Genomic DNA, 13,825 nt, shown 5'->3' on the forward strand with positions numbered 1-13,825 from the left:
CTCCCCTTGCGGGTTGATTGAACGCTTATCACTGAATACGACAACCCCTTCGCTCCACCGCCATTACAGAGGCTTCATCACTACTACGGGTTGTTCCGCCCCTGTGCCGGATATTGGTACTCAACTTCTTGTAGGTTCTCTACTTGAAGGGCTCCCTTAACACCCCGGCGACAGGTTCTCCTGTTCCATCCAAAAGCCTGCTGTGTGTTCACGCCGCCTTTATGCCGGATGCCGCCCAGTCGGTAAAACAGGTTTCCTCCGAGCTTATCCCCGTGTTTAGCCAGCCACGGGTTTTGACATCGTCTTACTCGCTTTCGACACCTCATCGACGGTTCACTTGCGTTCGTCTCCACACAACTTACCTGACGTATCGGGTACGCCTTTTCCTCAAACGCTTCCGACCAAAGCTCTTAACTTCAGCCACTTTGAGGCGGTTTGCCATCACTTCCTGTAAAGCGATGGCGGAGGGCCTACCTCCATCTCCTGGATAGCATGGCTTGATTCGATCAAGCCTTCAGGACGCACTGGCTGACGCCAAGTCTACGCAAGCGGCGCCGGTGTGTCATACCCGGCGCATCAAGATGGGACAGATGATGTACGACTACCGGCGCAAGGACCGATCCCAGGCCCGGGTGCCCTGGTTGCAACTCAGAGGCCATTGGCTCGAACAGGCCGGGTTTGCCATTGATACGCCGGTCAGTGTTCGGGTGATGGACGGCTGTCTGGTGTTGATCGCTGCTGGTGACAAGGTGGATTAAAGGCAAAAAGCCCAGCCGGGTTTCTGGCTGGGCTTTAAATCATTACGTTACCTTTTTCGCAGCCATCTAATTTGTGTATAAACCTTTGTAATTTCGACAGCAATAACAGCACTTAAAAGAACTATATATAGCGCCGGAACAAACTGCTTTAGCGACATAACAAAAAATGCACTTGGGGGAATGATTAGAAAAAACCTGAAAGGCGCCTGCGCTAGAGATAAATACACGCCCGATTTCATTCTAACCAGCATAAGTATCGCCGATACGATCACTGAAGCCTTCATCAGATGTCCAACAACCGTCAGGGTAGCGGGATAAGCTGCTCCAAAAGACTTAGCAGCATCCAAGTCGGAAACAAAATTCGTGTAATATGGAACATTGCCGTGATAGATAGCGAGTCCAATCATCCACACCACGTACGCTAAATCGAGCGCACCCCAAAATATTATTGTTCGATCTAAATTAAGCTTCATGGCAGAACATCCCAGGTTGGAGACGGAACTGGTGGTGCCCAGTGCCAAGAGTTTCCTTCTACTGCCCATGGGTCAGGATGATCCCCAAATGTCTGTTCAATTGTTCGAGTATCTCCCTCCATAGGATCATCTGGCATACAATAATCTCTCTGATTTTGCGGATCATTCGGGTGATCAACCCAAGTTTGGGTCACATCCCTTGTAGCCCCCTCGAAATTATATGCATTCATGACAGTGCCTTCATCAAGGTTGGAAAGCCTGTCGACAATGCCAATAGCCCAATTTTTGACTCCGTGATGATCTACACCTGTAGTCACCCAAACAAGTCCCAATGGATCTACATATTTCAGAGGATTTCCACTCACGTAAGCGTAAGTATTGAGCCCTCCTCGCAGACCTATAGGATCACTCTGAAGATACCTCCCGGTGGTCGGATCGTAATCCCTGAAGTAGTTGTAATGCAGCCCCGTTTCACTGTCGAAGTACTGGCCCGGAAACCGAATTTTGTTGGTAACTTGCGCGACTTCCACGCTGGCTTTTCCAAACGGCGTGTACACGGCCTTCCACACCACGGTCTGCTGCGCATCGGTCAACAGCTGTGGGGTCCCCAGATGATCATTGTGATAGTAGTACACTCGATTTCCGCTGACCATCGACAGTGGAGCGCCTTCCAGGTAGACGTATTCCCGTATCGCATTGCCCGCGCTGTCGTATTCGCCGATCAACTGACCCTGCTCATTGTAGAGGTAGTGGATGACGGTGCCATCCGGGAGGGCCTTGATGACACGCTGGCCCAGGGCGTTATGGGTGTAGTCCGCCACCGTGGTACCGGACTGTGAGGCTTGTACCATCCGGTTGGCGGCGGAGTACTCAAACTGATAAGTGCCGTTGTTGATGGTATTGCCGACCGCGTCGTATTGGTAATTCTGGGTGCCTTTCAATAGGAGGTGGTGGCTGTCGGTGGCGTACTGGTAGTTTTCAGCGACACCGTCGGTGGTCTTGTCGGTGCGATTGCCGACCGGGTCGTAACTGAATTGAAGGTCGTAGTCGGAATTGATTGCTTCCACCAGACGGTTGATCGGATCATAGGCATAGTCGACGGCATTGCCTGTATTGGTCGGGTCTTCAATGCGGGTGATGTTGTTGACGGCATCGTACTCGTAGAGCCGGCGGCGCAAGGGGTCGCTGTCGCCCAGCTCGATGCCGGTCAGGCGGTAGTCGAGGTCATGGGTGCGGACCTCCTGCAGGCCATTGCCGTAAGTCACTTGGGACAGGGGGCCGAACGGCAGGTAGTCAATCGAATCCGCCAGCACCTGATCACTGCTTTGGCCGTTAAGCCGGGTGTGCAGAGCGCTCACCCGACCTTGAGTATCGCGGGTCAGGGACAGCTGCTGCCCAGAGGGGTAGGTGACGCCCGTCAGCTGGCCCGCTCTGTCATACTGGTACTCGACAGTCAGCGCGTGGCCGTTGAGTTCGGTTTCCTTGCGGGTCACGTTGCCCAGGTGATCGTAAAAGTAACGGGTGGTACCAGACGGGTCTTCGACTCGAGTCAGCCGACCGATGCCGTTGCGGCCTGGGTCCTCGCTGTCATAGTGGTAGCTGACATTCTCCCCGGGGAAGTCCGGGTAACGCACGGCGGTCAGGCGATTGAGGGCATCGTAGTCGTATTCGGTACGCACGCCACGGGCGTCCTGGCGGGAGATGCGATTGCCCGCGCTGTCGTACTCAAAGGTGGTTAGGCCGGTGTCGGGGCTGGTCACTTCCACCAGATTGCCCAGGCCGTCGTAGCGGTAGTGGGTGGTGAGGCCCTCGGGGTCGGTGACGGAACTGATCTGGTCTCGGCTGTTGTAGGTGTAGTGAGTCTCGCCCAGCGCGGGGTCGATCACTTCGCTCACCCGGTCCAGGGCGTCGTATGCCCGCTGGGTTTCATTGCTGCGTTCATCCAGAGTGCTGACCCGGTTGCTGTTCACGTCATAGCCATATCGGCGCACGCCGCCATCGGCTGACGTCTGTTCCAGCAAGCGTCCAAGTTCGTCAAAGACCTGGGTGTGACGCTTGACCAGCTGACCACCCACGTCGTGGATGCGCTCGGTGGTCACGTTGCCCATGGCATCGTGTTGGAACTCGACGCGCTCGCCGTCCGTCGCCTCGATGGCGGTCAGGCGATGGGCGGCATCGTATTCGTAGCTCAGGTGGGTGCCGTCCGGTAGGGTCAGGCGGGTGAGCTGGCCGACCCTATCCCGCTCGAAGGACGCGACCGCCCCTCCGGTCTGCTGACGGATGAGTCTGCCTCGGGCATCGTAGTCCAGCTCGGTGACAACGCCATTGGGATCGACCAGACGCACGGGACGGCCAGCTGCATCATGGTTCGTGATCTCAGTCGTTTGATATAGGGCGTTGATGACGCGCACTCGGTTACCCTGGCCGTCGTACTCAAATCGGGTGCGATCAGGTACGTCGGTGCGCGGGCCGTCAATGTCGGTAACCTGCCCGTATGAGTTATGGCTGTACCCAGTGACCTGGCTAGCGCCCGTGGCCCTATCGACGACACGAATCTCGCTACGATTGCCAGCGGAATCATAACTCAAATGGCGGCTCTGAGCTGTATCGTGAATAGCCGTGGGACGGCGAAATTCTGGGTGCCACTCGATAGCGCTGCTGCGTTCGTCTACCGTCTCAAATGCTTCCACGCGTCGCAGCTCCAATCCTCGCTCGTCATGAGTATAAAGGCTAGCCACGCCACTATAGTCGACTTTCTTGGCAAGATGGCCATTGGCATCATATGAAAAAAGAGCATCCTCTGGAGCGCAATTCTCACAAGCACGCCGTTCAATGCGGGTTACCCTGCCCCGCCCATCGAATAGGTCGTGCTCATAGAGCAGTGTGGTGTCGCGCTCTGCGTCTACTTGGTAAGTGACCTCAGTTTGGTGATCCCCCAGATAGCGAAGCGCCACCCGACCGGCGCCACCGGCGTGCTCACTAAGCACCGCGCGCCCCTCACTATCGTATGCGTAGGTGGCATGGCGCTCACCATCTTCATCAATGATACCGGTGATATTCCGAGGGTTATCTGGGTCTTCGAACAGATACTGCCGGCGCGGATTATCGGACGAATCGTTAGTCGTGTCATCCGGGTAGATTACGGTAGTCAGGTTGCCGAGGCTGTCGTATTGATAGCGGAAGACGTGCCCTTCTGGAGTCGTGATAGCGACTACCCGATAACCGCCACTTTTCCATGCTCGCTCATACACCATGGATCGACCGCGTTCATCGGTTATCTCCTGGCGTCGAATGTTGCCCTCGACGGTCCACGAACTCCCATTCGGCTCGTTCATAGACCTTAGGCCATTAGAAGCGTGAATAACGAGAACTCTGCCGCCGGCCATCTCATAGCGATATAACCGGGTTTCCGGATAATAGCTAAGGACTTCTCCCTCGGCATTGCGGTATTCAGAGGTCGCTGAAAAGCCACGGTAGTCGTCAGTCACGAAAACGTCGACTCGATTACTGGGGAAACGCAGCTTCACGGCACGAAGCTTTCGATCCCCCCATTCCATGCCTACATTGACATGCTCCACTTGGTAATCCAACGACCAATTCCATCCTGCCTCAGTTTCTGAGAAACGGTTAGGAAGCCTCTGTGCGCTCGGATCATCACGATGAGCATAGAGATTCCGATCACGAACCGACTCGCGAACGCGACGACTACTATACGTGCGCATGATGCTGAGACCATCGGGAGCGAAGTAATCAGTCTCGTGCTGCACTTTCGCTCCAGTGATACAGGAGATCGGGTTGCCCACCAACGAACTGGCGCTATCCCCGAGCCCAGAACTACCCGAGCCTGAAGCAGAGGTGCTCTCAGAGCAGGGCTGATAAGGAATATCATCCACCTGACACAGTTCCGGCGTACGGTGAAGGCGCGCCACACCAAGCTTGCGATTAAACTCCCAATAGGGCTCGTGGGGGATATTCTCGCAGTAGGGAGAACCCGCTACGATCTGATAACCACAACCACAAACGTCAAAATAAGCATTGAAAGGTACCTTTCCATGGTGATAGATGTAACCGGTATTGCCCTCATCGTCGACATATATAGAACGCGCGGCACAACTGTAGGGTAAGTTCGCAACTGTCCTTCCGTGGGAGTCAACAGAGCTTTCTGCTCTGTTCCAATCGATTTCGATCACGACTTGACCTTCTCCGCCCCACTCCTCGTGCTTGTTGTGACAGGCTTCTCGAATTGCATCTACTGCAGTTGTTGATAAAACACTTGCGCTGGCACGCCAGCCAGTTTTAACTCCATCCCCCTCGGGAAGCGCCACTGTAGTACCTTGATGAATCACTTCTTCCGAAATGGCCGGATAACTTGAGACAGCACAAAAAATGACGAATACCATCCAGGCCACACGAGAGAGCGCTCTGGATCTATGGCGAAAATGCGCATCATGAGGGCACCGATCCCCCACCCCCCAGAACTGTGCCCCTGCTCTCTCCGCCCAGGCCAGAGGCTCCTGCTTGCGAGGACTCCACTTGATCACGAAATTCTCTTGTCCCTGTTTACATAAACGCTTTCGGTTTTCACTAGGATCATTGGCGCTGTCCAGACGAAACTCTATCGATGCCCCCGTCAAAATTCGGGCACGAGGGATGATCTGCCTTATCGCATTCAACAATCCGTTACTGGCAAAAGGGCCGTCGGAACGAGCAAAACAAAAACTCCATTTCTTTGTCGACATCGTCAAAATCCTTATAAAATATTAATCGAGCTATGATGGTTTCTGGTGTATGACCTGAAAAAAAGCGGTGCATCCTGTTGTTTAATCCTAGTAGATCAAAAGCCAACACGGGGAGATACTCCCCGAGTCTGACGGTAATATACTCGACTTAAAAACGCAAGCTCAAGACGCGCTGAACGACCTGCTGAAGCACGGCGCCCAGCAGTTGCTATCCAAGGCCATTGAGACGGAACTGGCAGAGCTTTCGGAGCAGTTATTCAGACCTCCGCGTGGAGGACAATCTGGCAGTGGTGTGTGCAATGGCTTTTTGCCTGAGAGAACTGTGCAGACCGGGGCTCGGAGACGTGCCAGTCAAGGTCCCCAAAAGTAAGCGACCGATCCGGCAGCGGCATCAAGTTCAACAGGAGCCTGACTCCGCCGCACCTCAATCTCACTAACCCGAATATTTCATCAATAAGCTACCCGGTGTGCGTGATTGCTTAGAGGCGCTGCTGAGCAACAGCATTACCTGGCGGGTATTTCGAATGACTACACCACCGATTTTCAATAGCTTCAAACGGATGGTGCCGACCTGGACCGAGACCCACTCGGTGCCCGCCAGCGCCAAGTTACGCAGTCGTTCCACCAGCGTATAGGCCATTGCGGACAGTAGAAGGGAAAACTGATTGGGCCACCACTCATGGCAGGAGATTCGGCCAGAGAACAGGAGTTGCTGCTCCTTGATCCGGTTTTCAGTATCGCCTCGTGCGCAGTAGACTTTGGTGCAGAGGTGTTTGTCGCTCTGTTTGAGGTTGGTGACTACAGACCGGAGGTTCACATTGCTCAGCGCGGTTCCACGATTACGGTTTCTGTGCTGAGCAGGAACAATCCGGCGCATTTCCTGAGAATAGTGCCGGTTCAAAAGCTCATAGGCTTCGGTTACCTCCTGACGAAGTTGGATCTTCTGAGCACCGGCCACACGGCCAACCTTGTTGTGCCGGTGCAGTTTAATCAGCGCCTGCTGGTATTGAATCAGGGCGTTCTGAAAGCTGGTGGTGCGGCCCTGGGCGGCTGCCACACCCACACCGGCAACGCCGTTGACGTCCGCAGGGGAGGGTAGCTCAAAATTGGCCAAGTGGCGCTCGTAGAATTCGGCCATAGCGTGAACATCCTCACCATAATTCGCCACGCATTGGTCCAGGTTTTGGCGAGCGGTCATCGGCAGGCTGTTGAACTGTTGTGTCACTATCTGCGAAGCGAGAGAGGACGAAGAGGATGTATTGTATGCGAAGTACCCAGACATCGTCGTATTTCCATTGGAAACCTGAGGGTTACAGCTTAAAAACTGCTCCAGAGTTTCCGGGTCCTGCTGGCAAAGCTGATTGGCGTTGGCAGGGGTCCGTGAAAAGCGGATATCCGGCATGGTAAAGCTCCTTGATCGTTCCCTAAGGTGAGGAGGAGCGCGCTCTCCTCCCTAACATTATTAGAATACTATGATTAGCGTCTTTGCAAGTCAATTCACCGGAAGGCCCTAATTTTCATCTGTGAACGGGCTCACACTTTTCGCCGTGATAACGTGGCAACAAGCAAACCGTCACCAACTCCTGAAAAGCCTCTACTACCTTACTACCTTGGGCAGCACCTCCTTCGGTTTCGGGCGGGCGGCTTACCGACTTCATAGCCCCTTGTACGATCAGAACCTCTACGGTCTACTGTGTTGCCTGGAAGCAACTACTTTGGCGGGGACACTGGAAAGGGGGTTAGGCGCGTCTCCTTTAGACATACTTTGGGTCACAACAACGAATCACTTTGCACTAGTTAATGTTATGTTATAACATTACTAACTTAAATAATGCCCAGTTTCACCCGCAACATGACGCTGGTAGACGTCAAAAGTAGGCAAAAATTATGGCGGTTACAGAAGAATGGCTGACCCTGGCCTCTGACGAAGAGTATATGAACGCCAACCAACTGGCCTTTTTTCGGGACAGGCTCTTGAAGCTGAGGGGGGAGAGTCTCCTTACCATTGAGGCCACCCAACATAGTCTCGTCCAACGCCCGGAGCTAGACGACAGTGCCGAGCTGGCTCAGTACGAGGAGGAGTCGTGGCTCACGCTTCGCATCATTGAGCGCGAGGCAAAGCTGGTGAAAAAGATTGATTCCGCCCTGGCGCGCATTCGTCGGGGAGCCTATGGCTACTGCCTCGCCAGTGGCGAGCCGATTGGCATTCAGCGGCTTCTGGCCCGGCCTACCGCCGAGTATTGCGCAGAAGTCAAAACGCAAATTGAAGAACAGGAAAAGCACTATGGCAAACGTTGAAAGAAGGCTTCCCGTCACGGTTCTCTCCGGCTTTCTGGGCGCCGGAAAGACCACGGTGCTGAGCCATGTTCTGAACAACCGCGACGGCCGCCGGGTGGCGGTTATCGTCAATGATATGAGTGAAATCAACATCGACGCGGCGGCCGTACAGAGCGAGGTTCAGTTGAACCGCAGCGAGGAAAAGCTGGTGGAAATGAGCAACGGCTGCATCTGCTGCACGTTGCGCGAAGACCTGCTCCTGGAGGTCCGCCGCCTGGCTCAGGAGGGGCATTTTGACTACCTTCTGATTGAGTCCACCGGGATTTCCGAACCCCTGCCCGTGGCCGAGACGTTTACCTTCGCGGATGAAGAAGGCAACAGCCTCTCCGATGTCGCGCAGCTGGATACCATGGTGACGGTCGTGGACGCCGTGAATTTCCTCAAGGATTACGATGAGGCCAAGTCACTGCAGGAAACCGGCGAACATTTGGGCGAAGAGGACCAGCGCAGCGTGGCGGAGCTGCTAGTGGACCAGGTCGAATTCGCCGATGTGATTCTGATCAGCAAGACCGACCTGGTGAATAAGCCAACCTTACAGCGTTTGGAAGCCGTACTCAGAACGCTCAACACCGAGGCGGAAATCATCGCCATCGAGCACGGCGAGGTGAATATCGACAAGGTATTGGGCACAGGCCACTTCAGTTTCGAAAAAGCCCAGCAAGCACCGGGCTGGCTGAAGGAAATGCGCGGCGAGCATGTCCCGGAAACCGAGGAGTACGGTATCGGTAGCTTTACCTACACCGCGCGCCGCCCCTTCCACCCGCAGAAGTTCCACGCCTTTCTTCACGGCGACTCCATCACCGGAAAGCTGATTCGCTCCAAAGGTTACTTCTGGCTCGCCAGTCGGCCAGAGTTTGCCGGCCAGTGGAGTCAGGCGGGAGGCATGGCGCGGTACGGTTTCGCGGGAATGTTCTGGAATGCGGTTCCAAAGGAAAATTGGCCGGACGATGAAGAGTACCTAGCCTCCATCCAACAGCAGTGGGAGGAGCCTTTCGGGGATATGCGCCAGGAACTGGTTTTCATTGGTCAGGGCCTGAATCGTCAGCAGTTTACCCAAGCGCTGGATAACTGCCTGCTCAATGACGAGGAGCTGCACAGTGGCCCCGAGCAATGGGTGACCCTTCCCGATCCTTTCCCCCAATGGACCCAGCCCGCCGCTGAAGAATAACCTAGGAGGTTACATGCGAAACGTACAAACCATCACCGATAAAACCGCCATCGGGTTGTCCACACTTTGTGCGATCCACTGCCTGATGCTGCCTGTCGCCATTGTCATGCTACCTTCTTTGTTCGCCACCTCATTAGGTGACGAAAGCTTCCACCAGTGGCTTCTGCTGGCGGTAATACCCAGTAGCGCGACTGCCCTGACCCTCGGGTGTCGGAGACATGGTCGCTGGGGGGTGGTCACCACCGGTGTTCTGGGTTTAAGCGTGCTGGTATTCACCGCCTTTTTCGGGCACGACCTGTTGGGCGAGACCGGCGAGAAGATTGCCAGCGTGGTGGGAGCGGCGCTGATTGTTGCCGGGCATCTGAAAAATCACCTCGCCTGCCGGAAAGGTTATTGTACAACGTAAAACTGAAGTCGTTTACATAGATATCTAGCGCCAAGTGAAGCAAGAGCTTGAGACACTCACCATGTTCTACAAAATCAGCAGCGAGTACAGCATGTATAAAAATCACAGTGGGTATCGTCATCGATTCCTTGATGCTAGGGCCGCCGAAATGTATCAAGCACGTCGGCGCCAACGGCATTGTGACTTACTCTTGCCAAAAAGGTGGCGGGGAACTTAAAAGCAGATAAAGCCGAAAGCACCTTCACCCACAACTGCCCTGAGGCCATCGTGCTAGCTTATCTTATCCGTCAATCCCGCCCACTATTGATGGCCGCCTCCGCCGCTAGCGTAATATCTGGGATATGCGGCGTTCTTATGATTTCCAGAATCAACGTCGCAATCACGACAGAACACCATTCCAAAGCTCTAATCTGGAGCTTTTTTGGGCTGATAGTGCTGTTAATGCTTTGTCGGATTTTATCATCGGCACTGTTCGAGCGCTTGGCTCAGCATGCCATGGCGGAACTACGGCGCTACATATCAGGAAGGGTTTTGGCAGCTGAACTGCGGCAACTGGAGGAAATAGGGAGCGCCAAAATACATTCCGCACTAAGCGAGCATTGCTCAAGTGTCGTCCAGTTTTTCGTTACCCTACCCTCTCTATTGAATAACTCGGTGGCTGTTGTTGGATGTATGGCCTACATGGCGCTACTTTCATGGCAGATATTTTTGGCCGCGTTGGTCATGGTTGGGTTAGGATCCCTGGGCCACTATCTGGCACAATTAAAGGCAATAGAGTTTCTAAAAAAAGCCTCTCACGAGCAAGATCGGCTGTTTGGGCACTTCAGGGCTCTTACCGATGGAGCGAAGGAGTTGCGTCTCAATGCTCGCAAACGCCGCATGTTCGGTAACGAGCTTTTGGGTCAATCAATCGAGGAAGTCCGCAAAAACCGCACAGCAGGCGCCTCGATTTTTATGGTTTCCTCCAGATGGGGAAACTTTCTAATTTATGCGTTCATTGGATTAGTGTTGTTTGTACTCTCAAAAAACATCCCCAATCGAGCCGAGGTGATGACAGGGTTCGCATTGGTATTTTTTTACATGATGGGACCTTTGGAAGGGCTATTAAGTGCCATCCCCCGCGCCAAAGTTTCCGGAGTGGCCGCCAATCGAATTGAAGCGATTGTCAGCGACATGCCCGAAACCGAATCGATGTCAACGTTAGCTCATCCAGATCGCTCATTTACTTCTTTACAACTTAAATCGGTGACCCATCGTTATTATCATGAACGAAGCGATGAACTGTTCGAGCTCGGGCCTATCAACTTGGAGTTTCAGCCAGGAACGGTTACCTTTCTGGTGGGTGGCAATGGCAGTGGCAAAACAACTTTAGCAAAACTAGTGACGGGGCTCTATACTCCGGAATCCGGCAATGTTTTCCTTAATGGCGTGCCGATAGCTGACTCCAGCCGCGATGACTACCGTCAGTTATTTTCCGCTGTGTTCTCAGACTTCCATTTATTTGAACAGTTATTGGAGGTGCATCGCTCTAATCTCGACGAAGCAGGAAACCGACTGCTGCACCGGCTACATCTACACCATAGGGTTAAAGTCAACGACGGTGCTTTTACCACCCAGTCTCTTTCTCAGGGGCAACGTAAACGTCTGGCTCTTGTGACAGCTCACCTGGAAGACCGACCTTTCCTGGTGTTTGATGAGTGGGCTGCAGATCAGGACCCTACGTTTAAAGAAGTGTTTTATCGGGAGCTGTTACCCGAGCTTAAATCTGAAGGAAAGACCGTTTTGGTGATCTCCCATGATGACCGCTATTTTCACCTAGGAGACCGGCTGCTGACGCTGGAGAACGGAAATCTGACCACAGTACCCTGAAAGGCTACAACGAAGGCACCGACGACTTCTGCAGGTCCAATTTGGCTTTAAGAACAGATGTCTTACGAATTACGGGAACGACCCGTGCCAGACGATCATCGACATAATCTTTGAATAATGGCGGTCGCGGCGAGTCGAGATAAAACTGTCGATCCTGCTTAACGGCAGCAGGCAACAAAAAGTCTGACACATCCGCCTCGGACGCATCCATCAAAAGGCAAGGCACGTAACAGAAACCCAGCTCGCGCAATGCATATACGCGGTGTGAGCCATTGGTCAGGATAATTCGACTACCCGAACGCGTGGCGCTGATCACGTTGTCGCTGAATCCTACATACATCACGATCGCATGGCTTGCCGCGCCAACGGGGCTGAAGTTTTGAATTGCATCCGGTTCGAGTGTTACGACGTCCAGAAAACGCAGGTCATTTGACGCCGAAGTGAACATATAACCGCCATCGGATTGTGTGCACCGAACGGTGGGATGCGAGTGGGTACCGCGGCAAGAAACAAGATCGATAACATCCTGAGCACTCGGGTCAGACACAAGGGAGGTCTGAATCTTTTCAACGTGACGCAAATTGATGGATTCCTGAAAAACGACCAGCCGATCAATCTCCACCATGCACCAACGTCGCGGTACCAGTGAAGCAACCCTTTGCATTGAGGGTTGCCGCAGCACCTCCTCCGCCAGAGGTTTCATTTCTTCCGAAAGTTCGCGCACACCAATGCTATCGGCGACACCAGCTTCCTCATCCATGACTTGTAAAGCTACGGCGCGCGCTTCTCGCCACTCAGCCACCAAAGCGGGGTCCTCAAAGCTCCTGGGAGAACATCGCTCCCGGATAAAGCGTATGAATTGGGGTAATGGAAATAACCCCTTAATCACTATGGTCGGATTGCTACCTTCGTCACCCATCCCGGTGTTCATATGTGCCCCAGCCTGTAGTTATTGAATGTAAATTTGCTATCTTTATAGTGATGTTATAACATTTCATTAAGTCGGATCAACAATCCCCGACTTCTACGTTTTTATCCGTAGAGACTTTTCATCAACCCGCAATTGGCTGATGAAGATATTCGTTAGATAACGAACACAAGAGGTGATCATTATGAACGAACTGATTGAACTAGGCGTGTTAAACACAGGAAACAACGCGCAAAACAGCAGCGCTTTACCGCAGCACGAGCTCAGGGAGCTAGGCTTGGTGGTTTCAGAGACCAAAGCTCACGACCACAGCAGTAAGATGGACGACACCTTTCCATCCACATCCCCGGATTCTCTCTCACGTTGACATCCGGATTGGCGGGCGACTCCTCCACAAGAAGGAATCGCCCGCCTCCCAAAAATAACGAGGTCTTCATGGACCCCAAGGTGGAATCTCCGTACTTTCTCTCCAAGCAGGCACATGTATGCATCGCTGGCGGAACGATGTTTATGCTGGATGAGATAAACGGAAAATACCTAGCAATTGAAAAAACGCAAGCGGCAAGCTTCGAGCCCTTTATTGGAAATTGGCCGATAAAAGCGACAAGCTGTAACGCTCCGGTATTCCCTAGAGCTTTACTCCAGCGTCATTTAATAACTCCCTATCCTAACCTGGGAAAACCCGCCACACCGCCAACAATTCAGCTACCCAACGTATGGTTAAGAGATGGGCAGCCTCGAGGACGACCCCGAATAACAGCGAAGGACGTTTATAGGTTCGCTATCTCCGTTTCTTGCGCACTCCATAGCAAAAAACGTTTACCGTTCAAAAATATAGTATCCATGGTTCAGAAGAGAAAACCATCCACACCAGAGCGACGGGTCGAAACTGACATATTGGCATTATTGGTTCGTGTGTTCGATTGGCTTCGACCCTTTGCCTTTAAAAAAACAGATGAGTGTTTTCTTTACTGCTTGGCGCTCAACGAATTCCTGGCAAAATATAGCATCCACCCGACCTGGATATTCGCGGTTCAAGAGCAGCCGTTCACCGCTCACTGCTGGTTGCAATATGGTGACCAGGCGCTGACCGACATTCCATTCAACTTGCGGCGAATGGTGCCAATTCTCGTTCTCTAAGTCACCC

At 53.2% G+C, this 13,825-nt stretch carries 11 protein-coding genes; 7 read left to right on the forward strand and 4 right to left on the reverse strand.

Annotated features, from left to right (window positions below; genetic code table 11):
* The first annotated feature begins 497 nt into the window (after window positions 1-497).
* On the forward strand, window positions 498-758 hold the full coding sequence (locus AAE514_RS12310) for a SymE family type I addiction module toxin (protein ID WP_347331844.1): 261 nt from the start codon (window positions 498-500) through the stop codon (window positions 756-758).
* A gap of 47 nt (window positions 759-805) precedes the next feature.
* Here AAE514_RS12310 and AAE514_RS12315 read toward each other — a convergent pair whose 3' ends face one another.
* The 3 genes from AAE514_RS12315 to AAE514_RS12325 form a co-directional block, all read right to left on the reverse strand.
* Window positions 806-1,231: a hypothetical protein gene (locus AAE514_RS12315; protein WP_347331845.1), complete on the reverse strand. Its 426-nt coding sequence runs from the start codon at window positions 1,229-1,231 to the stop codon at window positions 806-808.
* Entirely contained in the window at window positions 1,228-4,821 is a 3,594-nt protein-coding gene (locus AAE514_RS12320) for an RHS repeat-associated core domain-containing protein (protein WP_347331846.1), read from the reverse strand. Before AAE514_RS12320 ends, AAE514_RS12315 begins: the two co-directional genes overlap by 4 nt.
* A 1,582-nt stretch (window positions 4,822-6,403) precedes the next feature.
* Window positions 6,404-7,372, reverse strand: a complete 969-nt coding sequence (locus AAE514_RS12325; RefSeq protein ID WP_347331847.1) for a transposase — start codon at window positions 7,370-7,372, stop codon at window positions 6,404-6,406.
* 485 nt (window positions 7,373-7,857) lie between these two features.
* Here AAE514_RS12325 and AAE514_RS12330 point away from each other — a divergent pair, with 485 nt between their 5' ends.
* The 4 genes from AAE514_RS12330 to AAE514_RS12345 all read left to right on the forward strand — a co-directional run bounded on the left by AAE514_RS12330 (window position 7,858) and on the right by AAE514_RS12345 (window position 11,750).
* On the forward strand, window positions 7,858-8,268 hold the full coding sequence (locus tag AAE514_RS12330; protein ID WP_347331848.1) for a TraR/DksA C4-type zinc finger protein: 411 nt from the start codon (window positions 7,858-7,860) through the stop codon (window positions 8,266-8,268).
* Window positions 8,255-9,475: a zinc metallochaperone GTPase ZigA gene (gene zigA / locus AAE514_RS12335; RefSeq protein WP_347331849.1), complete on the forward strand. Its 1,221-nt coding sequence runs from the start codon at window positions 8,255-8,257 to the stop codon at window positions 9,473-9,475. The genes AAE514_RS12330 and zigA overlap by 14 nt, the downstream gene beginning before the upstream one ends.
* Before the next feature lie 13 nt (window positions 9,476-9,488).
* A complete protein-coding gene (locus AAE514_RS12340; RefSeq protein WP_347331850.1) occupies window positions 9,489-9,881 on the forward strand; it encodes a MerC domain-containing protein in 393 nt (130 codons plus the stop codon).
* A gap of 267 nt (window positions 9,882-10,148) precedes the next feature.
* Window positions 10,149-11,750: a cyclic peptide export ABC transporter gene (locus AAE514_RS12345; RefSeq protein ID WP_347331915.1), complete on the forward strand. Its 1,602-nt coding sequence runs from the start codon at window positions 10,149-10,151 to the stop codon at window positions 11,748-11,750.
* A 4-nt stretch (window positions 11,751-11,754) separates the two neighbouring features.
* On the opposite strand, the gene AAE514_RS12350 is transcribed toward AAE514_RS12345, so the two are convergent.
* On the reverse strand, window positions 11,755-12,552 hold the full coding sequence (locus AAE514_RS12350) for a ParB N-terminal domain-containing protein (protein WP_347331851.1): 798 nt from the start codon (window positions 12,550-12,552) through the stop codon (window positions 11,755-11,757).
* A gap of 310 nt (window positions 12,553-12,862) precedes the next feature.
* Here AAE514_RS12350 and AAE514_RS12355 point away from each other — a divergent pair, with 310 nt between their 5' ends.
* Both AAE514_RS12355 and AAE514_RS12360 read left to right on the forward strand, forming a co-directional pair.
* The gene (locus AAE514_RS12355; protein ID WP_347331852.1) at window positions 12,863-13,045 is read left to right on the forward strand and encodes a hypothetical protein; all 183 of its coding nucleotides are present in this window, start codon (window positions 12,863-12,865) and stop codon (window positions 13,043-13,045) included.
* 68 nt (window positions 13,046-13,113) lie between these two features.
* On the forward strand, window positions 13,114-13,818 hold the full coding sequence (locus tag AAE514_RS12360; RefSeq protein ID WP_347331853.1) for a lasso peptide biosynthesis B2 protein: 705 nt from the start codon (window positions 13,114-13,116) through the stop codon (window positions 13,816-13,818).
* Window positions 13,819-13,825 lie beyond the last annotated feature (7 nt).

Origin of the sequence: Marinimicrobium locisalis (genome assembly GCF_039822625.1) — a bacterium.
In the GTDB taxonomy this organism is placed as follows: domain Bacteria; phylum Pseudomonadota; class Gammaproteobacteria; order Pseudomonadales; family Cellvibrionaceae; genus Marinimicrobium; species Marinimicrobium locisalis.

What these genes read in the sequence shown, in the direction of transcription:
- AAE514_RS12315 (WP_347331845.1), bottom strand. Translation starts at nt 1,231, where the DNA reads ATGAAGCTTAATTTAGATCGAACAATAATATTTTGGGGTGCGCTCGAT.
- AAE514_RS12325 (WP_347331847.1), bottom strand. Translation starts at nt 7,372, where the DNA reads ATGCCGGATATCCGCTTTTCACGGACCCCTGCCAACGCCAATCAGCTT.
- AAE514_RS12330 (WP_347331848.1), top strand. Translation starts at nt 7,858, where the DNA reads ATGGCGGTTACAGAAGAATGGCTGACCCTGGCCTCTGACGAAGAGTAT.
- zigA (WP_347331849.1), top strand. Translation starts at nt 8,255, where the DNA reads ATGGCAAACGTTGAAAGAAGGCTTCCCGTCACGGTTCTCTCCGGCTTT.
- AAE514_RS12340 (WP_347331850.1), top strand. Translation starts at nt 9,489, where the DNA reads ATGCGAAACGTACAAACCATCACCGATAAAACCGCCATCGGGTTGTCC.
- AAE514_RS12355 (WP_347331852.1), top strand. Translation starts at nt 12,863, where the DNA reads ATGAACGAACTGATTGAACTAGGCGTGTTAAACACAGGAAACAACGCG.
- AAE514_RS12360 (WP_347331853.1), top strand. Translation starts at nt 13,114, where the DNA reads ATGGACCCCAAGGTGGAATCTCCGTACTTTCTCTCCAAGCAGGCACAT.